The sequence below is a fragment of the Vibrio sp. 1874 genome, from assembly GCF_033344395.1.
Classification (GTDB): domain Bacteria; phylum Pseudomonadota; class Gammaproteobacteria; order Enterobacterales; family Vibrionaceae; genus Vibrio; species Vibrio alginolyticus.
In genome coordinates this window covers 13,763-38,432 of the sequence record NZ_JAWPOR010000026.1, presented here as the reverse complement: position 1 = coordinate 38,432, position 24,670 = coordinate 13,763, and the positions used below count along the sequence as shown (strand labels likewise).

The 24,670-nt window shown below is 46.6% G+C and carries 21 protein-coding genes; 11 read left to right on the top strand and 10 right to left on the bottom strand.

From position 1 onward, the window contains the following. Positions 1 to 382 precede the first annotated feature (382 nt). The 6 genes from fre to trxA all read right to left on the bottom strand — a co-directional run bounded on the left by fre (position 383) and on the right by trxA (position 6,203). Positions 383 to 1,096 carry an NAD(P)H-flavin reductase gene (gene fre / locus R8N46_RS23230; protein WP_005382872.1) on the bottom strand — a complete coding sequence of 238 codons (714 nt, stop codon included), beginning with the start codon at positions 1,094 to 1,096 and terminating at the stop codon, positions 383 to 385. Positions 1,097 to 1,110: 14 nt separating this feature from the next. After that, the gene (locus R8N46_RS23225; RefSeq protein WP_012126600.1) at positions 1,111 to 1,380 is read right to left on the bottom strand and encodes a 2Fe-2S iron-sulfur cluster-binding protein; all 270 of its coding nucleotides are present in this window, start codon (positions 1,378 to 1,380) and stop codon (positions 1,111 to 1,113) included. After that, entirely contained in the window at positions 1,377 to 3,230 is a 1,854-nt protein-coding gene (gene ubiD, locus R8N46_RS23220; protein ID WP_171346303.1) for a 4-hydroxy-3-polyprenylbenzoate decarboxylase, read from the bottom strand. Before ubiD ends, R8N46_RS23225 begins: the two co-directional genes overlap by 4 nt. A 91-nt stretch (positions 3,231 to 3,321) precedes the next feature. Beyond that, on the bottom strand, positions 3,322 to 4,314 hold the full coding sequence (locus R8N46_RS23215; protein ID WP_171346304.1) for a hypothetical protein: 993 nt from the start codon (positions 4,312 to 4,314) through the stop codon (positions 3,322 to 3,324). Positions 4,315 to 4,420: 106 nt separating this feature from the next. Further along, entirely contained in the window at positions 4,421 to 5,680 is a 1,260-nt protein-coding gene (rho, locus tag R8N46_RS23210) for a transcription termination factor Rho (RefSeq protein ID WP_005378757.1), read from the bottom strand. Positions 5,681 to 5,876: 196 nt separating this feature from the next. Next, on the bottom strand, positions 5,877 to 6,203 hold the full coding sequence (gene trxA / locus R8N46_RS23205) for a thioredoxin TrxA (protein WP_004745500.1): 327 nt from the start codon (positions 6,201 to 6,203) through the stop codon (positions 5,877 to 5,879). 111 nt (positions 6,204 to 6,314) lie between these two features. Here trxA and rhlB point away from each other — a divergent pair, with 111 nt between their 5' ends. The 3 genes from rhlB (at position 6,315) to R8N46_RS23190 (ending at position 10,962) form a co-directional block, all read left to right on the top strand. Continuing rightward, positions 6,315 to 7,634 carry an ATP-dependent RNA helicase RhlB gene (gene rhlB, locus R8N46_RS23200; RefSeq protein ID WP_005378764.1) on the top strand — a complete coding sequence of 440 codons (1,320 nt, stop codon included), beginning with the start codon at positions 6,315 to 6,317 and terminating at the stop codon, positions 7,632 to 7,634. Positions 7,635 to 7,653: 19 nt separating this feature from the next. Beyond that, positions 7,654 to 9,147, top strand: coding sequence for a guanosine-5'-triphosphate,3'-diphosphate diphosphatase (gene gppA / locus R8N46_RS23195; protein WP_053350783.1), 1,494 nt, complete (start codon positions 7,654 to 7,656; stop codon positions 9,145 to 9,147). Positions 9,148 to 9,318: 171 nt separating this feature from the next. After that, the gene (locus R8N46_RS23190; RefSeq protein ID WP_213907458.1) at positions 9,319 to 10,962 is read left to right on the top strand and encodes a sugar nucleotide-binding protein; all 1,644 of its coding nucleotides are present in this window, start codon (positions 9,319 to 9,321) and stop codon (positions 10,960 to 10,962) included. Positions 10,963 to 11,184: 222 nt separating this feature from the next. Here R8N46_RS23190 and R8N46_RS23185 read toward each other — a convergent pair whose 3' ends face one another. The 3 genes from R8N46_RS23185 to recQ form a co-directional block, all read right to left on the bottom strand. Beyond that, positions 11,185 to 11,859 carry a 7-cyano-7-deazaguanine/7-aminomethyl-7-deazaguanine transporter gene (locus R8N46_RS23185; protein ID WP_005378770.1) on the bottom strand — a complete coding sequence of 225 codons (675 nt, stop codon included), beginning with the start codon at positions 11,857 to 11,859 and terminating at the stop codon, positions 11,185 to 11,187. Between the two features lie 234 nt (positions 11,860 to 12,093). Beyond that, positions 12,094 to 12,399, bottom strand: coding sequence for a DUF3630 family protein (locus R8N46_RS23180; RefSeq protein ID WP_005378772.1), 306 nt, complete (start codon positions 12,397 to 12,399; stop codon positions 12,094 to 12,096). A gap of 9 nt (positions 12,400 to 12,408) precedes the next feature. Next, positions 12,409 to 14,244: an ATP-dependent DNA helicase RecQ gene (recQ, locus tag R8N46_RS23175; RefSeq protein WP_115386367.1), complete on the bottom strand. Its 1,836-nt coding sequence runs from the start codon at positions 14,242 to 14,244 to the stop codon at positions 12,409 to 12,411. Positions 14,245 to 14,422: 178 nt separating this feature from the next. On the opposite strand from recQ, the gene rarD reads away from it, so the two are divergent. The 4 genes from rarD to ggt all read left to right on the top strand — a co-directional run bounded on the left by rarD (position 14,423) and on the right by ggt (position 18,838). Beyond that, positions 14,423 to 15,340: an EamA family transporter RarD gene (rarD, locus tag R8N46_RS23170; RefSeq protein ID WP_085570144.1), complete on the top strand. Its 918-nt coding sequence runs from the start codon at positions 14,423 to 14,425 to the stop codon at positions 15,338 to 15,340. A 71-nt stretch (positions 15,341 to 15,411) separates the two neighbouring features. Further along, positions 15,412 to 16,209 (top strand): AraC family transcriptional regulator, encoded by a 798-nt coding sequence (locus R8N46_RS23165; RefSeq protein ID WP_005382915.1) that lies wholly within the window; start codon positions 15,412 to 15,414, stop codon positions 16,207 to 16,209. Between the two features lie 91 nt (positions 16,210 to 16,300). Continuing rightward, positions 16,301 to 16,960 (top strand): LysE family translocator, encoded by a 660-nt coding sequence (locus tag R8N46_RS23160; RefSeq protein ID WP_171346306.1) that lies wholly within the window; start codon positions 16,301 to 16,303, stop codon positions 16,958 to 16,960. Between the two features lie 111 nt (positions 16,961 to 17,071). Further along, complete coding sequence (gene ggt, locus R8N46_RS23155; protein WP_064354413.1) at positions 17,072 to 18,838, top strand: gamma-glutamyltransferase; 1,767 nt, start codon at positions 17,072 to 17,074, stop codon at positions 18,836 to 18,838. 919 nt (positions 18,839 to 19,757) lie between these two features. Here the strand turns inward: ggt and uvrD are convergent. Continuing rightward, the gene (uvrD, locus tag R8N46_RS23150; protein ID WP_005378778.1) at positions 19,758 to 21,932 is read right to left on the bottom strand and encodes a DNA helicase II; all 2,175 of its coding nucleotides are present in this window, start codon (positions 21,930 to 21,932) and stop codon (positions 19,758 to 19,760) included. Between the two features lie 281 nt (positions 21,933 to 22,213). Here uvrD and R8N46_RS23145 point away from each other — a divergent pair, with 281 nt between their 5' ends. From R8N46_RS23145 to R8N46_RS23130, 4 genes are all read left to right on the top strand, one after another. Further along, on the top strand, positions 22,214 to 22,474 hold the full coding sequence (locus R8N46_RS23145; RefSeq protein WP_005378779.1) for a DUF2282 domain-containing protein: 261 nt from the start codon (positions 22,214 to 22,216) through the stop codon (positions 22,472 to 22,474). A gap of 99 nt (positions 22,475 to 22,573) precedes the next feature. Next, on the top strand, positions 22,574 to 23,446 hold the full coding sequence (locus R8N46_RS23140; RefSeq protein ID WP_005378781.1) for a DUF692 domain-containing protein: 873 nt from the start codon (positions 22,574 to 22,576) through the stop codon (positions 23,444 to 23,446). Continuing rightward, positions 23,443 to 24,201 (top strand): DNA-binding domain-containing protein, encoded by a 759-nt coding sequence (locus R8N46_RS23135; RefSeq protein ID WP_005378782.1) that lies wholly within the window; start codon positions 23,443 to 23,445, stop codon positions 24,199 to 24,201. The genes R8N46_RS23140 and R8N46_RS23135 overlap by 4 nt, the downstream gene beginning before the upstream one ends. Positions 24,202 to 24,211: 10 nt before the next feature. Continuing rightward, positions 24,212 to 24,667, top strand: coding sequence for a DoxX family protein (locus R8N46_RS23130; RefSeq protein WP_005378784.1), 456 nt, complete (start codon positions 24,212 to 24,214; stop codon positions 24,665 to 24,667). Positions 24,668 to 24,670: the final 3 nt, after the last annotated feature.

The following is a 24,670-nucleotide window of genomic DNA, read 5'->3' as shown; positions in this document are numbered from 1 at the left end:
GTTTCATTGAAACCTAATTTGAAGCCTAAGCTTCTAATTGGATTATCATCAACGAGTGCCCACACAGATTGATAGGTTTATATTGTTAAAGAGCTTGCTTTGCGAGAAGTTTTTCTCTCAAAGCGGAGGTGCATTCTAGCGATTTAATTGACAGTGTCAAACACTTTTTCAATTTTATTTTTCGTAGAAGCTTTCACCTCTCCGACCCTGCTGAAGCCTTATCGCGTCTGCCGTGTCGGTGGATGCGCATTATAGGGAACTCAGATCCGTTCGCAACCCTTTTTTGAAAAAAAATGGAAAAAACTGACTGTTCGATGACTATTTCATCAAAAAAGCAAAAAAGAGGGTAAAAAAACCTCTTTTTCTGCCTTAAAAGCCGTATTTAAATGAATGCGTACGCGTCTGCGAACATACGTTCGCTCTTCGCTTTCTTGTTCTGAGTGAACTGTTCACGTGCTGCGCCAGCCATTTCAAAACGACCTGCAATATAGATATCGTAGTTTTCTAAGCTTTCGAAATCTTCAGCTACAGCTTGTAGCACGTTACCAACTTTACCTTGCCAGTCTGCAGGAGCTTCTTCTACTACTGGCACAAAGTGAACATTGGCAAACTTGTCGGCAATCTCGACCAGTTCGTCTTTAGCATAAAGCTGGCAGTTATCGCGCGCCCCCCAATATAAATAGATAGGATTGGTTTTATTCTGCGCTACGCAGTGATCCAGAATCGAGCGAACGTAACTGAAGCCTGTACCACCAGCAATTAATAATAATGGGCGTTCGCTTTCTTCTTGAACCCAAGCATCGCCATGTGGCGCATCAATTTCAATCTGACCATCAGTTTCAAGCGCCGCTTGCATTGCTTCGACAACTTCTTGTGCATAAGCGTTGTGTTCCGCCGCACCGATGTGCAGTTCAAGTTCACCTTCATGACGACAAGGGCTGCTTGCGATAGAGAAAGGACGTTTGTCTTTTTCACCCATCACCACCATTAGGTACTGACCCGCTTTAAAAGGCACTGGTGATTCTGGATGAAGAAGGATTTGGTAAGTATTACAAGCTAACGGCTGAATAGACTTTACTTTACATTGGATGGTCATGGTGTTCCTCTCGCTTACTCATCAAAAGTAAGCACTAAATTACTTTCTGTATAGGCTTGGCAAGGGAATATCCAACCTTGCTGTTGCTCTTTTTCGGTTAGCATCGGTTCGAGGTGGTAACTCACCTCGCCCGTTAGCTTTTTACACATACACATGGCGCAAGCGCCAACTTGGCAACGGTGTGGGAAGCGAATATTGTTGTTGAGCGCAGCTTCCAACACCGTCTCCCCTTCTTTTACTTGGAACCTAACGTCCATTGGTAGAAGGTGGACTTGATGACTCATAGAATACCTAACTGGTCCCAAATCTCATCGACTTTAGCCACAAGTTTAGGATCTTTTTTGATAGGCGTACCCCACTCGCGCGTGACTTCAGATTCGAACTTTTTGGTCGCATCCAGTCCTAATTTGGATGAACTCTCAGTCTTACCAAGCACTTGAATCGTGTCTCTATCTGGGTCCATTCGAGTTGTCACCGCCCAAATGATGTCATTCCAATCTCGTGCATTAACGTCATCGTCGCACAAAATGATGAATTTGTTATCCGTGTACTGAGCAAAGAAGCCCCATAGATGTTCCATCAATTCTTGGGATTGACCAGCTTGGTCTTTCTTCATAGTCACGACAGCAAATTGGTTGTTTGCTGTAACTGGAAGATAGACGTCAACAATCTCAGGGCGTTGCTGTTTCAACTCATTTAGTTCTGCTTCGGTAATCGTTTTGCTGTCTCGCTCAGTGACCTCGGTTCGCGTCGCCAGCTCGGCATCCCATTTAATGGTCGCATCCAAGCCCATTTTGGAGCCAAGCCCAACCACTGGTGAAGCAAAGTCGAGCGAGTCGATTGGCGTGTTATCTATCATCAAGGTATCACGTACAGGATCCATATGCTCTGACATGGCTTTCACGACATCATTCCAATCTCGTGCGTTTACCGATTCATCGCACACAATAACAAACTTGGTATACATGAATTGACGTAAGAAAGACCACACGCCCATCATTACGCGCTTGGCATGTCCTGGGTACTGCTTCTTCATGGTGACGACGGCCATTCGGTACGAACAACCTTCTGGCGGAAGATAGAAGTCTTCAATCTCTGGGAATTGCTTTTGCAGAATAGGCACAAACACTTCGTTTAATGCCACACCCAATACAGCTGGTTCATCTGGCGGACGACCTGTGTAGGTGCTGTGATAAATAGGGTCTTTATGCATAGTAATGTGCGTAATAGTAAATACGTGGTGCTTTTCTTTTTCGTTATAGTAGCCAGTGTGGTCACCGTAAGGACCTTCATCAGCAAACTCGTTCGGGTCGATATAGCCTTCCATCACGATTTCCGCGCTCGCTGGCACTTCCAAATCGTTGCTGACTGACTTCACGACTTCCGTTTTGCTTCCACGTAGCAAACCTGCAAATGCGTATTCCGATAGCGTATCTGGCACTGGTGTTACTGCGCCAAGAATGGTTGCTGGGTCTGCACCAAACGCGACCGAAACTGGGAAAGGTTTACCTGGGTTGGTTTCCATCCAATCGCGCAGATCAAGCGCACCACCACGATGGGCTAACCAACGCATGATGATTTTGTTCTTGGCAATTTTCTGCTGACGGTAAATGCCTAGGTTCTGACGTTTCTTACTTGGACCTTTGGTTACGGTTAAGCCCCAAGTAAGCAGCGGCGCTACATCTTCTGCCCAGCAGCTCATTACCGGAATTTTATCCAAGTCGACTTCATCACCTTGCCAAACAATGTCTTGGCATGGTGCTTTACGTAAACGCTTAGCCGGCATGTTCAATACTTGTTTGAACACAGGCAGTTTTTCTAAAGCGTCTTTGAAGCCTTTTGGTGGCTCAGGTTCTTTTAAATAAGCCAGCAGCTTACCGACTTCTCTTAATTCTTTAACGTCTTCACGTCCCATGCCGATTGCGACACGCTCTGGTGTACCAAACAGGTTAGTCAAAACAGGTACGTCGTAGCCGATTGGGTTCTCAAACAACAGCGCAGGTCCACCAGCACGCAAGGTGCGGTCGCTGATTTCTGTCATTTCATAAGCGGGATCGACAGGGTGAGTGATGCGTTTAAGTCGACCTTTCTGTTCTAGGTGGTCGATAAATTCGCGTAAATCCTTAAAACTCATAGGCCTTCATGCTGGCTGATTAAACTGTCCGCAGTATAACAAATAGGAGGACGCTAAGATCCTCCTATTTTGTGTGGGTATGTGAGCAAGATTACTTTAATACTTGTTCAATCTGCCGAGCCTTTATCTGATGGTTCGAAGATACTAACTCTTCCAACCAGGTTTGATGCCCTTGTTGAGCAAGCTCTCGAGCAACCATGGTTGCTTCTTCTGATAACGCCATTTTTCTAACTAGAAACTGCTTTACTTGCGGAGATAGAGGGTTAGATTTTGTAAGTAGACTAATAGCTTCTGGCTTGAGTGATGGGTTAACTGTGGCATTCATCAATTGCTGAATGGAAAAAACGTCTCCAACCGCAGCTAAACGCTCAAGTTCGGACTGGCTGTTGTAATCGGCTTTCATCCGCCAGAGTAAGTTGTACACTTCCTCATCCTGACTAACTTGTGCCAACCTGACTATCACGGCCGTCGAGGGTAACCAACTGGTCACATTTGCTTTGGTTAACTGGGCCGCTAATGCAGCAAGCGCGTTGGGTGATAAACTGTCTAACTCTCGAATGAAAAGCGCTTCACGCGCTTGAGCTTGTTGAGATGGCCCTGTAAGCCATTGCTTTAAGTTAAGCTCTCTTCGTTCAGCTTGTAAGACAAAGTCCAAGGTACTTTGGTCTTGTTTCCAACGCTTAATCAAGCGACTCGCAATAACGGGAAAGTTAAAAGCGGGTACACTAAATTCATACCCATCACCTCGCTCTAACACTTGATAAGTCGGGGTCATACGGATCTGGGACTCAACAAACAGAGCCATTCGAGGCGTGAGAATCACATCTTGCTTTTCAAGCTTTTCCAATAATTGAAAGCGCACCACCTCTTGTTGAGGCAAAGCAAGTCTATCAAGGGCAAATTTAAGCGAGTCGACTTCATCTCTGACAGCGTAATCAAGCAGTTCAGAGACTTTAGCCTGTATTTGAGTATCCTGAAGCCACTGCTCTACTACAGACTCATGCATTTCCTTGGCAGATAATGTCGCAGGTAGAGTGATAAGTGACAAGCTCAGGAGTAATGACGACAACATTCCTTGTTGCATGTTAACCTCCCGATAACATTTCCTTCATTCTGATACTTCTATCGGGAGAAAGCAATAAAAAAGCCACCGATATACGGTGGCTTTTCGCAGAATAACTTATCTGAGACTATTGACGACGCATCGCATCGAAGAACTCATCGTTGGTCTTCGTCATCGCTAGCTTATCGATTAGGAATTCCATTGCGTCGATTTCGCCCATTGGGTGAACGATCTTACGCAGAATCCACATCTTCTGTAGTTCGTCAGTCTTCGTCAGTAGCTCTTCACGACGTGTACCTGAGCGGTTGAAGTCAATCGCAGGGAATACACGCTTCTCAGCAATCTTACGGTTCAAGTGCAGTTCCATGTTACCTGTACCCTTGAACTCTTCGTAGATAACTTCATCCATTTTAGAACCAGTATCTACTAGTGCCGTTGCGATGATAGTTAGGCTGCCGCCTTCTTCTACGTTACGTGCAGCACCGAAGAAACGCTTAGGACGATGTAATGCGTTTGCATCCACACCACCAGTTAGTACTTTACCTGATGAAGGCACTACGGTGTTGTAAGCACGAGCTAGACGAGTGATAGAGTCAAGCAAGATAACCACGTCTTTCTTATGTTCAACAAGACGTTTTGCTTTCTCGATCACCATTTCCGCTACTTGTACGTGACGAGATGCTGGCTCATCGAAAGTCGACGCAACCACTTCACCTTTAACTAGGCGCTGCATCTCAGTTACTTCTTCTGGACGTTCGTCGATAAGAAGAACCATCAACTCACACTCTGGGTGGTTGTACGCGATGCTTTGCGCGATGTTTTGCAGAAGCATTGTTTTACCCGCTTTAGGCGGAGCAACAATCAGACCACGTTGACCTTTACCGATTGGCGATGCCAAGTCTAAAACACGTGCTGTAATGTCTTCTGTTGAACCGTTACCACGCTCCATAACCATGCGCTCATTCGCATGTAGAGGGGTAAGGTTTTCAAATAGGATCTTGTTACGGGCGTTGTCTGGTTTATCGTCGTTAACGGTATTGACTTTTAGAAGGGCAAAGTAACGTTCACCGTCTTTTGGTGGACGAATTTTACCAGCGATAGAGTCACCAGTACGTAGGTTAAAGCGACGAATCTGACTTGGTGATACGTAGATATCGTCCGGACCCGCAAGGTATGAACTATCTGCACTGCGTAGGAAACCAAAGCCGTCTTGCAGAATTTCCAGAACCCCATCGCCAAAGATGTCTTCGCCGCCTTTCGCGTGCGCTTTTAAAATCGCGAAGATGATGTCTTGTTTTCTTAAGCGAGCTAGGTTCTCTAATCCTAAGCTTTCGCCCAGTTTTACAAGGTCAGACACAGGTCTGTTCTTCAGTTCGGTAAGGTTCATGGTGGTGGATTCTTGTTTAGTCAAAATAAGATCTGTTTTCTAGTTAAGATGGATTTGGTCTCAGGATCGACCAAGAAGAGAAATTTGTTCAATTAACGCGCGATAAGTTAGCACTAATTAGTATTCTAGTCCAGAGTTAGAAAAACAAAACCGTGCATTGTAACTTTGCACGGTTTTATCTGTAATCACTTGGTGATTATAAGTTTGCGTCTAGGAACTCTTTTAGTTGAGTTTTAGACAGAGCACCTACTTTCGTTGCCGCTACGTTACCATCTTTAAATAGTAATAGCGTTGGAATGCCGCGAATACCAAACTTAGGTGGTGTACCTGCGTTATGGTCGATGTTTAGTTTACCGATAGTGAGTTTGCCTTCGTACTCGTCTGCGATTTCGTCCAAAATAGGAGCGATCATTTTACAAGGACCACACCATTCTGCCCAAAAATCCACTAGAACCGGGCCTGCAGCGTTGATTACATCGTTTTCAAAACCGTCATCAGTTAGCTGCAAAATCTTATCACTCATCTTCCACTCCAATGTGTTTTTCGAAACTGGTTGGATGATAACCAGTAATTAGATGCCCTATTGGAATGTATTTACTTTCGTATTGCAAGCTTTAGCTGATATTCTATAGCCATGAAAAAGACGCATATCACAGAGCAAAAGTTCGCCGATTTGGGCTTAAAGCCCCAAGTTATTGAAGGATTGGACAAAAAAGGGTTCGAATTTTGTACCCCTATCCAAGCCTTGGCGTTGCCGGTCCTGCTCACCGGCCAAGACATCGCAGGCCAGGCCCAAACGGGTACTGGTAAAACGCTCGCGTTTCTTACTGCTACGTTCAACCACCTTCTGACGACTCCGGAACATGAAGGTCGTAAGCCTACACAGCCACGCGCAATTATTATGGCGCCAACACGTGAGCTCGCTATTCAGATTTACAATGATGCAGAATCATTAACTGAAAGCACAGGTCTAAAAACCGCTCTAGCTTACGGTGGTGAAAGCTACGACAAGCAACTTGCGAAACTGCAAGACGGCGTAGATATTCTGATCGGAACAACAGGCCGTATCATCGATTTCTACAAACAGCGCGTATTTAACCTCAACAACATTCAAGCTGTTGTTCTGGACGAAGCCGACCGCATGTTCGATCTTGGCTTTATTAAAGACATTCGTTTCTTGTTCCGTCGTATGCCTGAGCCAAAAGAGCGTTTGAACATGCTGTTCTCAGCTACGCTTTCTTACCGCGTTCAAGAACTGGCATTCGAACACATGAATACTCCTGAGCATGTCGTTGTCGAACCAGAACAAAAAACTGGCCACCGTATCCAGGAAGAGCTTTTCTACCCTTCGAATGAAGACAAAATGGCACTGCTTCAAACACTAATTGAAGAAGAGTGGCCAGATCGTGCTATCATTTTTGCCAATACCAAGCATAAGTGTGAATCGGTTTGGGGGCATTTGGCTGCCGATGGACATCGTGTAGGCCTTCTTACTGGCGATGTACCGCAGAAGAAGCGTGAGAAGATTCTTGAGCAATTCACCAAAGGTGATGTCGACATCTTAGTTGCAACTGACGTTGCAGCGCGTGGCCTGCATATTCCTCAGGTAACGCACGTTTTCAACTACGACCTTCCTGACGACTGTGAGGATTATGTTCACCGTATTGGCCGTACTGGTCGCGCTGGTGCGAGCGGTCATTCGATCAGTTTTGCTTGTGAAGAGTACGCGGTTAACCTACCAGCAATCGAAGAATACATTGAGCACACAATCCCAGTTTCAGAGTACGATTCGTCGGCACTGATTCAAGATCTACCGGCTCCGATTCGTATGCGTGCACCACGCAACCAACAGCGCCGCACGAATACTGGCGGTACTCGTTCTGGTTCTGGTAACCGTAAGCCGCAGGGACGTCGTCCACGCCAACCACGTCAATCGGCACCAAAACAATCGTAATAGGAAACTGAGTTCGTTTATGAGTCAAGCAGGATCATCACCGCTATATGCCGCCATCGACCTCGGGTCGAACAGTTTTCACATGCTCGTTGTGCGTCACATCGATGGCAGCGTTCAAACAATGGCTAAAATTAAGCGCAAAGTTCGTCTAGCAGCGGGCTTAGATGAACATAATTCTCTTAGTATGGAAGCTATGCAGCGAGGATGGGACTGCTTAAGTCTATTTGCGGAACGCTTGCAGGACATTCCTAAGCAAAACATTCGCATCGTCGGTACTGCAACATTACGTACCGCGACCAATGTAGATGTGTTTTTGGAAAAGGCTAACCAAATTCTAGGCCAGCCTATCGAAGTGATTACTGGTGAAGAAGAAGCTGCCACTATCTATAAAGGTGTCGCTCACACCTCTGGCGGTAGTGGTCGTCGCCTTGTAGTCGATATCGGTGGAGCAAGTACCGAACTGATTATCGGTGAAGGTTTCGAAGCCAAAGCACTGACCAGCTTAAAAATGGGCTGCGTGACTTGGCTTGAAAACTTCTTTAAAGATCGCCAATTGAATGCTCGTAACTTTGACGCGGCAATTGAAGGAGCGAAACAGACCATCCAGCCGATTTTAGAACGTTATACAGAAATTGGTTGGGATGTGTGTGTTGGGGCATCAGGCACTGTTCAGGCATTGCAAGAGATAATGTTGGCGCAAGGCATGGACGAAGTAATCACTCACTCCAAGCTCAAACGTCTACAGAAGCAAGCCATGTTGGCCGACCATTTAGAAGAACTCGATATTGAAGGCTTAACACTTGAGCGCGCATTAGTGTTCCCTAGTGGCCTCTCTATTTTGATTGCCGTTTTTGAATTGCTTGAAATCGATGCTATGACACTGGCTGGCGGCGCACTACGCGAAGGCTTAGTGTATGAGATGGTTGAAGAGCTTCGTCAAGAAGACATTCGTGCCCGCACTATCGCTAGCGTACAAAATCGCTATCAGCTCGATCACCAATACGGCGAACAAGTCGCTACTCTGGCACACACGCTTTTACAGCAAGCTGGGGGCGATGAGTGGATTACAGAGCCTCAGGGCAAGATATTACTCGAGACCGCCGCAAAACTGCATGAAATTGGCTTAACTATCGATTTCAAAAAAGGCGGAGAGCATAGTGCTTACTTGCTACAGAATTTGGATCTGCCTGGTTACACGCGCGCACAGAAGTTCTTTATTGGTGAAGTGGCTCGTCGCTATCGCGAACAGCTCACTTCTTTACCTGAGCAGCATGCATTATCAGGCTCAAGTGCCAAACGAGTATTGAGACTGTTGCGTCTTGCAGTTCTGCTCAGCCATCGTCGCAATCCTGATCTAGAGCCAAATGTGACTCTAACAGTTGAAGGCGACAATCTAACGTTACACATTGATGCGCAATGGCTAGAGAAAAACCCACTGACTGCGGCTGAGTTGGAAATTGAATCCAACCGTCAGACAGACATCGGCTGGCCGTTAAGCGTCGTAGCAATATAATCGACCACTTCTGTCATAACGTATTAAGCCCAGGCGTTCGCTTGGGCTTTTTTGCATCTACTTCCCCTACAAAACGTGCTGCCCAGCAAAAATCTCAGCTTCTCCGCTCTACATCGAAAAACAGCCATGCTTTATTGATAAACACAATTTAGCCAACCAAGATGCACCATCATGAAAACCGTTTTAATGACTGGCTTAACTGGCACCCTCGCCCCAAAAGTCGCTCATCAGTTTCACCTACGCGGCTGGAACATATTGGAGTGGAATCACCACCAAATCCCGCCGGATGATCTACAGCAAAGTGAACAATTTTGGCAGCAACACCACATCAATGCGGTGTGCCATATGGCGATGGGAAGTGAAGAGTGGGCAGCGTGGCTTGGTGAGCAATGCAAACGCCATAATATTCCTTACCTCTTTGTCAGCACAGCAATGGTATTTGATGCCACAAAAAACGGGCCTTATGGCATCTTTGAAGAAAGAAACACCCAAGATGATTACGGCAAATACAAAGTTCGTTGTGAAGATGCAATCTGGCAAGCAAATCCAGATGCGATGGTTGCTCGAATTGGTTGGCAGCTCCATCACCAAGCAGAAGGCAATAACATGTTGGCGCATCTCGACCGCCAATATGAAGAGTACGGCGTTATTACCGCTAGCACAGCTTGGTATCCCGCGACTTCTCATATGGACGATACTGCACTCGCCTTTTTGCAGCTTATTGAGCGGAACGAAGCCGGTTTATACCATCTTGATAGCAACTTAAAAGATAAGTGGAATTTCTACGAACTCGTTTGTGCACTCAAGCAGCATTACAACAAGCCATGGCAAGTGCTGCCAAGCAATGATTATCACCATGACCAACGTCTAACAGATGAACGAATTGCCTTGCCGCCATTGAGTGAACGTTTCAACAAGCCAGAGCAAATCAAACAAGCTGGCATCATAGGCATCAACTGGGGACGCACGCACATTCCCCACTATCGAAACAATGGTGTATCGGTCACAACGTTATGCGCTAACCAAATAGAACCGCTTCAGCAAGCGTGCAGTGAGGAAGCAATCCTAAAGGCAGAAACGAACATCAGCGCACTCAAACAACTCGATGTCGTGACCATCGCGACACCTGCGCATACTCATGCAGAGATCATAAAGACGTTAGGTTCAACCAAGCTGATTTGTGAAAAGCCATTGGTGGGATTGAATTCCGACATCACTCACTGGCAGCAACCGAACTCCAACCTATTGGTTAATTACGCCTTTGCTCAGCTAGAGACCGCCAAGACGATAGAGAAATGGCTCACCTCGCAAACCCAACCTTGTGTGGTCAATCTAATCACCCAAGTTAACCTACCGGGCACCTTCACACTCAAAGAGTGGTTTCTTGAAACAGCCAGTCACCCTATTTCTTGGTTGCTGCACTGCTTCGGAGACTACTCTCAGTCAACACTGATTGAGGAAAACGGCCAACTGATCGTTGAGCTGCAATGTGGCGACCACCAGCTAAGATTTGTATTTGAATTAACCGGTGAGCCGGGCATCGAGCACATTTTAACGATTCAATCCAACCAGACCTTAACCAGTAAAGGCTACTACCGTGTCGGCGAAAAATGGCGTTTCGAGCCCATTCTCGTTAATGGCAACGCGATAAATGATGGAGAGTACAGCGAATCTGATTGCTGGCAGGACGCCAATCAACGCAGTGTCGGTTTGATGCTGGCGATGTTCAATCAAAGCATCAGTTGGGAGAACGGCCTGCAACTTGGCGCCTTCGATGCGCAAAAAGCCATTTTGATTGAGAAGATGCTCTTTTAGCCATTTCACCAACGAGCTTCCTCTACGTTCCGTATCTTCGATTAAAAGGTCTCACTCGGGACCTTTTTTATTGCTCATTTTTACCTTCGTACAGCTTAGGGAGCTTTTGGACACCCATGATCTAATTACTCCCCACGCTGTACAAAACCCTCTAAACCCAAGTAAACAGGTACAAAAAAGCCGCTTGATTTAAGCAAGCGGCTTTCGGGGTTCCCACTGATATTAAGACTGAACGCTTGTCGTCACCTTAAAGTCAGGGTTCACCGCAGTCAGCTTCTTAATTAGGTAATTCAGTAGTACGCCATACATAGGAACGAAAAGACCAAGACTGATAATCAGTTTGAAGCCGTAATCCACCAGCGCGATTTCCGTCCAATGCTCCGCCATAAATGGATCTGGGCTTTGGTAGAACGCAATGGCGAAGAAAGCGATAGTATCAAGTGCATTACCGAAAAGCGTTGAACACGTTGGTGCCACCCACCATTGCTTCATTTGACGTAGGCGGTTGAACACGTGCACATCCATGATCTGACCAAGTAGGTACGCCATGAAGCTAGCAATCGCGATACGAGCAACGAATAAGTTAAATTCCCCCAGGTGACCAAAACCTTGGAATTGACCTTCGAAGAACACCACCGATAAGAAGTAAGACACTGCCAAAGCAGGCAACATCACTAAGAAGATAATCTTACGCGCCAACTGAGCACCGAAAATACGCACGGTTAAGTCAGTCGCTAAGAAGATAAATGGGAAAGTGAATGCACCCCAAGTGGTATGGAAACCGAATATAGTAAACGGTAGCTGAACTAGGTAATTGCTAGATGCAATAATGACTAGGTGGAATAGAACCAGATAGATAAGGGCGTTGCGCTGCTGCGCAGGGGTAAAGTTACTCATGCGATACCTTTTTAGTTTGGTTTGGGGGTGAGGGAACCCAAATCGAGTCACTGAATAGAGTGGCTCTTACCAACAATGTAAAATGAAAAATAAACTGGCTTGGCTCATTCTGAGCGAAGCGGTGGGCGATTATACATTAACCACTTTTCGCCGCAAGTCGTCTGTTTTACGCAAACGTTTGAGCATAAAAAAGGGTGTTTCATGTGAAACACCCTTTCAAGAAAAATTCTATTTTTAGAAGCCGCGCTGGAACAATCCTGCAAGATAATCCAACTCTTCCCTGCTCTCTTCAATCGCTAACGCTTCAAACCAAATCGCTTCGCTGTAATGCTCTGCTTTCATAAACAGTCGGCAACCTTCAAAGTCAATCAGCCAAGAGTGAATGTCCGCATCCCACTGCTTTTCCACCACAGTAGCGGAAAGCAAGCCGACTAAACGCTCACCTAAGGCAGGAAAGCTATCAAGGTCAAAGCTCGGCGCGGTAATGATTAAGCGCCCTTCTTGTGCCATGTAATCCGCTAAGCCAAATTCCTTTTGCATCTTGGTTCCTTATCCGTGGTGAGTAATGTGTTCTTGAATCAAATCGAGGAATGGGTCGGCGTACTTCTCTAGTTTGCGCTGACCAACGCCACTCACTGCCAGCATTTCGCCGTAAGACGTTGGCAAGATCTCCGCCATATCAATCAGAGTCGCGTCACTAAAGACCACGTATGGTGGCAAACCATCTTCATCAGCAATCGATTTACGCAGCTTGCGTAACTTAGCAAACAGCTTCTTGTCGTAGTTCTTACTGGTCAGTTTTTCCGACTTCGCCGCACGTGCTGCGGTGTCTAAACGTGGAACCGCTAACTCCAGAGTCACATCGCCACGCAACAGCGGACGCGCTTCTTCGGTAAGTTGTAGCGTTGAATTGCGTGTAATGTTTTGGAACAACAGCCCTTTGTGGATTAACTGACGGAAGATACTCACCCAGTAATCGTGGCTATGGTCGCGCCCTATCGCGTAGGTAGAAATCTTATCGTGCCCGTTTTCACGTACACGAATGTTTTGCATGCCACGTAGCACTTCCACTACGTAACCCATACCAAAGCTCTGATTAACACGGTACACACAAGATAGCGCCTTACGCGCTTCTTCCGTGGCATCAAAGTGCTTCGGTGGATCTAAGCAAATATCGCAGTTGCCACATGGCTTCTCACGATACTCACCAAAGTAATTCAATAGCACCTGACGACGACAAGTCTGCGCCTCAGCAAAGGCACTCATCGCATTCAGTTTGTGGGTTTCCACCTGCTTCTGTGGACCATCGTCTTTCTCATCCAACATACGACGCAGCCAACTGATGTCCGCCGGGTCATACAACATCATCGCTTCCGCAGGCAGACCATCACGCCCTGCACGACCCGTTTCCTGATAGTAGGACTCGATATTGCGCGGGATATCAAAGTGAACCACAAAGCGCACGTTTGGTTTGTTGATGCCCATACCGAATGCCACGGTCGCCACCACGATTTGGATATCATCGCGTTGGAAAGCTTCTTGAACGTAAGCGCGCTCATCGGCGTCCATACCTGCGTGATAACCAGCAGCACGAATGTGGTTGTTGCACAGCTTCTCGGTCACCATCTCAACTTTCTTACGGCTACCACAATAGATGATGCCGCAATTACCTTTTTGGGTTTCAAGATAACGAACGATTTGCGAAACCGGCTTGTGCTTCTCAACTAAGTTGTAGCGAATGTTGGGACGGTCGAAGCTGCCTAGATAAACCTCTGGATTATTCAGTTGCAGACGCTCAAGAATATCTCGACGCGTTGCGTCATCCGCCGTCGCCGTCAGCGCCATAAATGGCACATGGGAAAACTGCTGCTTGAGTTGACCAAGCGCGGCGTATTCTGGACGAAAATCGTGTCCCCACTGGGAAATACAGTGCGCTTCATCGACAGCAATCATCGATAACGGCAGGTTTTCCAAGCGCTCAATGAAATCACGCATCAATACGCGTTCTGGCGAGACGTACACCAACTTAAGATGACCAGTGTGCATGCGGTTATACACGCTGAGCAGATCTTCGCGAGGCATGGTCGAGTTAATGCACTCAGCCGCTACACCGTTGGCTTTAAGCTGGTCCACTTGGTCCTTCATCAACGAGATAAGCGGAGAAATGACCAAAGTAATGCCAGAGCGAACCAAAGCAGGGATTTGATAACACAGCGACTTACCGCCACCAGTAGGCAGGATAACTAAGCTGTCGCGACCTTCTACCGCAGCGTCAATCACCAACTGCTGACCATCACGGAACTCTTGGTAACCAAACACATCCTCCAACACACGTTGAGGCGTTACAGGCGAATCAGATTGTTCGGCTAACAAGGTCGAGGTCATGAAAAGTCTCAGATTGGGTCTTAAAAAAGAGGTGCTTATGCATACCACTGGCACACAAAGTGAGGGCACATTGTAATGGGGTTTCATGGTGAATAAAACCGCAAATTGTTAGGTGTTTCGCATCACGACTCGTATACTGATTTTCTGCTCTATAAAACACACAATTAGGTGACACTTCATGACACCAGAAGACGAACAACAACGCGCGCGGCAAGGCATCTTGCTAGCGATTGGCGCGTATACCATGTGGGGCATTGCGCCGATGTACTTTAAGTCCATCGCACAAGTATCTCCTTTGGAAATTCTAAGCCACCGAGTGATATGGTCTTTCTTTTTGCTTGCTGCACTCCTCCATTTTGGCCGTCACTGGCGCTCGGCTTACCACATCGCGAAAGACAAAACGAAAATCGCTTACCTGATCGCAAGTTCCATTTTAATTGGCGGCAATTGGTTGATTTTCATTTGGGCGGTAAACTCGAATCATATGCTCGACGCCAGCTTAGGTTATTACATTAACCCACTGATCAACGTCTTACTCGGGATGGTATTTTTGGGAGAGAGACTGCGTAAATTACAGTGGTTCGCGGTTGTATTGGCAGGTTGTGGCGTACTCGTTCAACTGATTGTATTTGGCTCCGTACCTGTTGTTGCGATGGCGTTAGCAATGAGCTTCGGCTTTTATGGCTTATTAAGAAAGAAAGTCAGTGTCGATGCAAAAACTGGCTTGTTTATCGAGACATTACTTCTACTGCCAGTGGCCGCTGTTTATTTGCTTTTTATTGCCGATACACCAACCTCAAATATGCTTACGAATCCACTTACGTTAAATAGTTTGTTGATCGCGGCTGGGGTTATAACAACCCTACCACTGCTGTGCTTTACGGGTGCAGCAACAAGACTCAAATTATCGACTTTGGGCTTTTTCCAATATATAGGCCCAAGCTTAATGTTTTTACTTGCAGTATTGATGTATGGCGAACCTTTTACCATGGATAAAGCGATCACTTTCGTCTTTATTTGGGGAGCACTAGTCGTGTTTAGCTTTGATGGATTACGTAATAACCGTCGCTCACGCCGAATCGTTCAGCCACAGTGATCGTTTTTTACAAGACAAGTTAGAAATTGCCAGATAAGCTTGGTCATAATGTGACCAAGCTTTTTTATTTAATGGAACATATTCAGTACTACGCAACCGACCATGACAACTTGAGTCTAATAGAGGCGAAATACCAGAAATTTGCTTTTCAAAGGCATTACCATCTGGATTTTCATCTCGGCCTGATCACGCATGGTGCGCAGAAGTTCCAATACCAAGGTAACAGCCACCAAGTTGGTCACGGGCAAATTGTGATTATGCCGCCGGATGAGCTGCACGACGGGCAATCTAAGCTCGAGAGTGGCTACGAAGTAAATGTGTTTGCGATCGAACCTCATCTATTGAGCGATCTGGCTGATCTTAAGCAAAACGGTCAAATAATACACTTCAACGAACTGATCATCTCGGATCCGCAGATATTTTCACAACTTAGTAACTTACACGGGCTGCTTCGTCGTGAAAACCTCAGCCAACTCACCAAAGATTGCCTTCCTTTTGAAGGATTTAACCAACTTTTTGATCGCTACGGATCGCTTGAGCGACAAAAAGTGGTGCCGCTAGGAAACCAATCGCTTGGGACGTTAAAAGATTATCTAATGGCTAACCTTGACCAAGCGGTGCGTTTGGATTCACTTTCAGAGCTGTGCCAACTGAGCCCAACTCAGTTCCAGCGCCACTTTAAAGCGCAAACTGGCATGACGCCTTATGCATGGTTCGCACGCCTGCGCCTTGAACAAGGCATGAAGTTACTGCAAGCTGGTCAATGTGGTACCGACGTCGCTCATCAAATCGGTTTCTATGATCAAGCGCATTTCAGCAAAGCGTTTAAACAGACCTACGGCGTTTCCCCTTCTCAAGTGGCTCGTTAATTTCATTTACCGAGAAAGCTGTCAGTTTTTTACAAGCGCCACAGGTGACTTACCACGACAATAGCCGCATTGGTTAAATTTGAGATGTGTTATGAATGAATCCACCATATTGCTGACACTCGCCAGCATTCACTTTATTGCCCTAATGAGTCCAGGTCCGGACTTTGCGCTGGTCGTACAAAATGCGACGCGTCATGGTCGTCAAACTGGCTTGTACATTGCGTTGGGATTGTCCGTCGGTATTTTGCTGCACTCTTTGTTCAGCCTGACAGGTGTGAGTTTTGTCGTCCACCAGCACCCAGTGCTGTATTCCGTGGTACAACTGCTCGGTGGTAGTTACCTGCTCTACTTAGGAATTGGCGCATTGCGTGCCGTGATCTCGATGATCCAAAACCCACTGACGGATCAACCTAAGAAGCAAAATAACCTAGTGATCAGCAATAAGCGTCAAGCGTTTGCTAAAGGGTTTGCGACCAACATTCTTAACCCAAAAGCCCTGGTGTTCTTTGTCAGTTTGATGTCGAGTTTAGTCCCAGCAGGTATGTCGATTACTGGCAAAGGTATTGCACTGGTCATCCTGTTTGGCTTGTCGCTATTCTGGTTCTCTAGCCTTGCATGGATGCTGTCGACACAGCGCTTACAGCGTAAATTGCAACAAGCGGGTATCTACATCGACGGTCTATGCGGCGTGGTATTTACTCTAGTGGGCGGCAGTATTCTATACCAAACTATCAATACTTTTCTCGGATAAAGTACTGATTTAAAAGCGTAGCACAATCGACATTTCTAAGATTGCTGACTCGACGTGACTCTCCATAACTGCCAAGCTCAAAGCACAAAACTGGCAACATGGAGAGTCATCATGCATTGGACGTTCAACCGACTCGTGACCACGGGTCTTTTTCTTACTTCCCCACTAATCTTATCTACCTCAGTCTTTGCTAACCAAGCAGCAGATGCGGTTGCGCCGGAGCACAGTACTGGCTTCGAGCAAAAGCAATTGATCAAAGCGAAAGATTATATGGTTACCGCTGCTAACCCAATTGCAACCCAAGCTGGTGCGGATGTTATTGCCCAAGGTGGTAATGCTATTGATGCTATGGTTGCCGTGCAGCTGATGCTGGGCTTGGTAGAACCGCAATCATCAGGCATTGGTGGTGGCGCCTTCTTAGTGTATTGGGACAGTGAGAAACAAAAACTGACTACGTATGATGGACGCGAAACCGCACCGCTCGCCGCAACGCCGAAACTCTTCCTAGATGACAAAGGACAACCACTGCAATTTTACGATGCGGTTGTCGGTGGGCGTTCCGTTGCCACTCCTGGTACAGTGAAACTGCTGTGGGACACGCACCAGAAATACGGCAAGTTGGAATGGAAGAAGATAATCCAACCCGTGATTACCTTGGCTGAGCAAGGTTTCGAAGTCAGTCCTCGCCTCGCGAGTTTGATTGAGAAAGATGCTAAGCGCCTATCACGCTTCCCTGCGACTAAGGCTTACTTCTTCAATCCAGACGGCTCACCAAAAGCCGAAGGCACGTTGTTGAAGAACCCTGAATACGCGCAAACTCTGACGGCAATTGCAGAGCAAGGGGCAAAAGCTTTCTATCAAGGCGATATCGCCACAGACATCATCAAGACCGTACAAAATGCACCGGGCAATCCTGGCGTATTGGCACAACCTGACTTTGATGCGTTCCAAATCAAGCAACGTGAACCGGTTTGTGCGGCTTACCAAAGCTATGACATCTGCGGCATGGGACCACCTAGCTCTGGCGCATTGACGGTTGGACAGATTCTCGCGATCACCGAGCAATACGATCTTAAAGGTTGGGGAGCCGAAAGCGCGAAATCATGGCAAGTGATCGCCGATGCATCGCGCCTTGCGTTCGCGGATCGTGGTAAATACATGGCTGACCAAGATTATGTGCCAATGCCAACCGAAGGCTTGCTTGATAAAGATTATCTCAAACAACGTGCTGAGCTCATTCAAGTCGGTAAAGCCTTGAGTAAGGCTGAAGCCGGTAATCCTCCTTGGTCGCACGCCATGAACTTAAGCATGGACCAATCGATCGAGCTGCCTTCCACCAGCCATTTCAATATCGTCGATAAGCAAGGCAATGTGGTTTCAATGACAACAACCATCGAGAACGCCTTTGGCTCACGCTTGATGGTACGCGGCTTCTTGCTCAATAACGAACTGACCGATTTCTCTTTCCGCACGCATCAAGATGGTGTGCCAATCGCAAACCGATTAGAACCGGGCAAACGCCCACGTTCATCTATGGCACCAACCATTATGATGAAGGATGACAAGCCTTACATGGCAATTGGCTCACCGGGTGGCAGCCGCATTATTGGTTACGTCGCACAAGCCATTATCGCCCACACGCAATGGGATATGGACATCCAAAGCGCGATTAATCAGCCACGATTGCTGAACCGTTTTGGCACCTTAGATATTGAGCAAGGTACCGCCGCAGAGGGCTTACAGCCTGCTCTGGAGAAGATGGGCTTTAAAACCGATGTTCGGGATTTGAACTCTGGTCTGCATGCGATACGCATAACAAAAGACGGTCTTGAGGGCGCAGCCGATCCAAGGCGTGAAGGTGCCGCTATCGGGCAGTAAGAGTCTTTCGCTCGACCCCTTGTGCGAGATCTCTCACAAAGGGTTGAGCAAACCTCTCTTTTTTAATGGTAAAACCGTACAGCAAAGAGCATAAGCCATTGAATTTGATACTCATGTATCTTTTTTGAACGCTAAGAGAGTTAAAAAATGTGAGATTAGCCCGTTGTTGGAAATCGTTAAACACGTAATATTAAACCTGTCGGAAGGATGCTGACACGGAACAGGAAACACCACGGACTTGGTGAACTTCAGGAAGAAGAAACGGTTATTCAGGATGAATAGTCGGGCATGGATTGCAAAATTGGACATTGAACGGAATCAATAGTGACTAGGATGGTTGCTACTAAGGACGGGAAATGGACACCTCTGGACGAGGCAAGGATTTGAACATCAGGATGATGTCAGGGACACCGCTCAGGGAACAAGTGATGAGAGCTAACGAGGATAGTTAGCAGACCAGGATAAGGTCATTAAGGACACCGCTAGGAAGGCGACGTAAGGATTAAGCTGACGGATTCAGCACACTATCATGGATTAGATGCATGGAGCACTCTTAGTAGCTGGATTGCTGCGAGTAAGACTATAACCCCGATGGGCGCAAGCCCTCGGGGTTTTTCTTTGCCTAAAGTTTTTCTCATCTGCACCGTTAAATCGCGCTTTCGAATTCCATTTTTTTACTGCTTTATCGACGCCAAAACCGCACAAACAAAAAGAGCCGCCGAAGCAGCTCTTAAGTGGATGATACCAATCACAATAAATAAGTGATCAGAAATAGCGTAGGGAAAATGCTTGAGAACAAGGCGCAATTTTTCGATAAGTAGTTATTCTACAATCAAAAATTGCAACGCAGTTATCGAGTATTTTAACAAGCTAGAATGACCAGTTATTTACTACGATTGGTATGAGTTTTGGTCAAGCCTTACAGTTTCTCTAGTCGTGCGTAAGCAGTTACCAACCATTTGATGCCTTCACCGTTAAAGGCAATCTGTACACGGCTTTGTGGACCACTGCCTTCGAAGTTGATGATGGTGCCTTCACCAAACTTTGGATGCATCACACGAGAACCTAGCGTAAAGCCGGTTTCATTAAAGCTCTCTTTCACAACAGTTTGGCTAAATCGACCACTGCTTGAAGGACGGCTAACTTGCGCCTTCATTCGTACTTCATCTAAACAAGTTTCTGGCAGTTCACGGATAAAGCGAGACGGTTTATGGTATTTATCCTGACCGTACAAACGACGCATTTCAGCATAAGTGATGTACAGTTTCTGCATCGCACGGGTCATGCCTACGTAACACAGACGGCGTTCTTCTTCTAAGCGCCCTGCTTCTTCTGCCGACATTTGGCTTGGGAACATGCCTTCTTCCACACCGACCATAAACACCAATGGAAACTCTAGACCTTTCGCACTGTGTAATGTCATGAGCTGAACCGCATCTTCAAATTCGTCCGCTTGTCCTTCGCCCGCTTCTAGTGCTGCGTGGGTTAGGAATGCCGTCAGCAGTGACATGTCTTCGGCTTCTTCTGGTTTCTCGAATTGGCGAGTTGCGGTCACCAATTCCTCCAAGTTCTCAATACGTGCCTTAGACTTTTCGCCCTTCTCTTGCTCGTACATAGCGAACAAGCCCGAGTATTTAATCACATGGTCAGTTTGGTGATGCAGCGGCATCTCTAAGGTGTCGTCTTCTAGCGCGGTGACAAGCTCGATAAAACGGCTCAGAGCACCAGCAGCGCGACCAGCAAGCACCTTCTCGTCCAACATTGCCACACTCGCTTCCCACATGGTGCAACCACGATCACGAGCCGCAAAGCGGATGGTTTCAAGCGTCTTATCGCCCAAACCACGCGTTGGCGTATTCACCACACGTTCAAACGCCGCATCATCGTTACGGTTGGCAATCAGACGCATGTAGCTCAAGGCATCTTTGATTTCCTGACGTTCGAAGAATCGCATGCCGCCGTAGATACGGTAAGGCAGACCGGCTTGAATTAACGCTTCTTCCAGAACACGCGACTGGGCGTTGTTACGGTAAAGCATCGCAGCGTCATTCAGAGCACCGCCCTTGTCTTGCCACTCTTTGATTTTGTTCACCGCAAAACGGGCTTCATCTAATTCGTTGTAAGCGCTGTAAACCGAGATAGGCTCACCGACCACGCCATCCGTCCACAACTCTTTACCCATACGCTCGGTGTTATTCGCAATCAGGGTGTTAGATGCTTCCAGAATGGTCTTGGTTGAACGGTAGTTTTGCTCAAGACGAATGGTATTTACGCTTGGGAATTCGAGCGTAAACTTCTCAATATTCTCGACTTTTGCACCACGCCAACCATAAATCGACTGGTCGTCATCACCTACGATCATCACGTGACACTCAGGACCCGCCATCATACGTAGCCAAGCATATTGAATGTTGTTGGTATCTTGGAACTCGTCCACCAAGATATGCTTAAAGCGTGCTTGGTAGTGTTCACGGACGAACTTGTTATCACGCAGTAGCTCATGTGCGCGCAGCAAGATTTCCGCAAAATCGACTAAACCAGCACGATCACACGCTTCTTGGTAAGCGGTGTACAACTGCAGATATGTCTTGGTTACTGGATCATGGTACGCATCAATGTGCGACGGACGCAGACCTTCGTCTTTCTTACCGTTAATCCACCATGCCACTTGGCGTGCAGGCCATTGCTTCTCATCGAGGTTTTGCGCTTTGATCAAACGCTTTAGCAGACGCTGCTGGTCGTCACTGTCAATGATTTGGAAATCTTCCGGTAGCTTCGCATCAAGATAGTGTGCTCGCAGAATACGGTGACAAATGCCGTGGAAAGTACCATTCCACATACCGCCTGCACTGCCCATCATTAGCTCTTCGATACGTCCACGCATCTCTGCCGCCGCCTTATTGGTAAAGGTTACCGACATGATTGAAAACGGAGAAGCTTGCTCGACCGACATCAGCCAAGCGATACGGTGAACAAGAACGCGTGTCTTACCACTTCCTGCGCCAGCAAGAACGAGCAAGTTTTCTAGAGGTGCTGCAACGGCTTCACGTTGTTTATCGTTCAAACCGTCGAGTAATAGAGATGGATCCATCATGATGAGAGCTACTGGTTATTTATACATAAAAACCGATTATAACCTAAACAACCGGGTGCTGTTTAGACAAAACTTGATAAAAAAATCGATGTTTTTTTGCCCAATACATCAATTAGTTATATCTATTTGACCCTACAAACCCATTTACTTCAGAAATTTTTCTGAAAGTTTTTTAGCCAGTTTCCTATCTTTTAAGTTAAGCAAGTTGATAACAAAAACGCCAAAACAGGCGATTCATCTTGCCAACTTAAAGTAAAGGAAATCATTCAGAGGAATTTATTATGAAAAAGTCGAATCTAGCTGTTACTGCTGCTGTTACTGGTCTTCTAGCTCTTGGTGGCACAATGCTAACTGCAGCTCCAGCTGTCGCTGCTGAAAAAGAAAAGTGCTATGGCGTTTCTAAAGCAGGTAAAAACGACTGTGCAACAAAAAGCAGCTCATGCGCTGGTACTTCTAAAGAAGATAACCAAAAAGACGCATTCGTAGTCGTACCAAAAGGTCTTTGTGACAAACTCGCTGGCGGTAGCACTTCTTCTTCATAATCTTTTATCGCTAGCTATTGTGAGGATGCGTTGACGCTCAACCAACGCAAAGCCAAGACGCATCCTTCTCTTCCCGCACGATTTGAAAAGGAGTTTCACGTGAAACACCACACCTTCCACGACCTTGTTGGAGTTGGATTAAGAACCCCTCACCTCGATTACTTTAGCCAATCCCAGCCTGAGTTGTCTTGGTTAGAAATCCACAGTGAAAACTATTTCCAACCCAATGCAACAGAGCGCCATCAGCTACAAACGCTTCGCGAGCAATATCAAATTAGCTGCCACGGTATTGGTTTGTCGCTAGGTTCGGTGGAACGTGTTAGTCAAAAGCATCTTGCGCAACTTAAATCACTGATTGACTCAATCGACCCAATTCTTGTTTCTGACCATTTAAGTTGGAGTGAAAACGGCGGTCACTACTTTAATGACCTGCTTCCACTTCCGTATACGGAAGAAGCGCTCAACGTGTTCACTCGTAACGTGAATGAAGTGCAGGAATATTTGCAACGCGAGATCTTGATAGAGAACCCATCTAGTTATGTGAAGTTTCAACATTCGACCATCAGCGAATGGGAGTTTCTTACCGAAGTGCAAAAGCGCACTGACTGTCGTTTATTGCTCGATCTAAACAATGTTTATGTTTCGGCGTTCAACCACGGTTTTGATTGCGACACATACCTAGATGCGATTCCAGCCGACAAAGTGGATGAGATTCACTTGGCAGGTTTTACCATCAAACAACTCGACAAAGGTGAGATATGGATTGATACCCATAGCCGCCCAGTTAGTGATGAAGTTTGGCAACTGTTCGCGCAGTGGACAAAAAAACACGGTCCACGTCATACGTTGATTGAATGGGATTTGGATATCCCCGCGCCAGAAGTCTTATTAGGAGAAGCGCAGAAAGCATCGCAACTGCTGTTGCAAGGCACACTTCCAAGTGAACAAAGCGAACCAAGGAAGGCATCATGAATCTAGCCACCTTACAAAGCCAGTTTGCTAAAGCCCTGCACTATCAAGCGCTCGGTGAAGACTGCGATATTGCCAGTGATGAGTTTACCGCTGATGAACGCATACAAATTTACCGCAATAACTTTATCGTCAGCTTAAGCGAAGTGTTGTCCGCGACCTACCCGATGGTTGAAGCGCTGCTTGGTGAAGAATGCTTTGAACAGATAGCTCGCCAGCATGTTCTTTCTTACCCATTAAAAGAAGGAAATGTGGTGCATTATGGCGAAGGCTTTCAAGACACCATCATGCAGTTTAGTCAGGTGATCGCACAAGCACCTTACAGCCCTGAAGTCGCACGCTTCGAGTGGCATATCGACCTAGCTCGTCAAGCACAGTATGAGCAATCCAATGCAGCGGAATTAAAACCGCTTGCGTTACTTGGCGAAGTGAGTGAAGAGCAACAACCCGCTTTAGTCTTACACCTTAAAAAGGGCTGCCGCAGCTTTGACTCCAATTACGCAGTATTCGATCTATTTAGTGCGATTCAAACTGGGCAATTCGAACAACTTAATATCAACCAATTACAGCAAGGTGTCATCTCGATTCAAGCCAATGGAGAAGCCTTGTGTCACGCACTCGATGCCGATGTGTTCCAACTGCTGCAATGTTTAGAGCAGAAGCAGAGTTTGAGCGAAATACCTGAAGTTTTACTCGCTCATCTCAATCGCATCATGGCACTCGATATTGTTGACGGCTTTACATTGCAATCAATCTAAGGAGCACTCTATGACGGATACGGTTAAAAACTTAGTGAATCGGTACGACGATTTAATCAGTACCCTACAAGCTGGCTTTGTCCCTTTACTACTTCTCTTTTGTCGCTTGTGGGTAGCCTGGGTGTTCTTCAATTCAGGACTAATCAAAATCTCATCTTGGGATAGCACGCTGTACTTATTTGAGCTGGAATACCAAGTGCCAATCTTGCCATGGGAATTGGCGGCTTATTTAGGTACGGCTGCGGAGTTGGTTCTACCGGTGTTCTTGGCACTGGGATTGATTACCCGCCCGATGGCAGCAATGCTGTTTGTGTTCAACATCATCGCAGTGATCTCTTACCCACTGTTGTGGGAGAAAGGTTTTTATGACCACCAACTTTGGGGATTGATGATTCTTATCGTAATCGTATGGGGGCCAGGACCGCTGTCTTTGGACCACATCCTGAAAAAGAAAATGACGAGCTAAAAA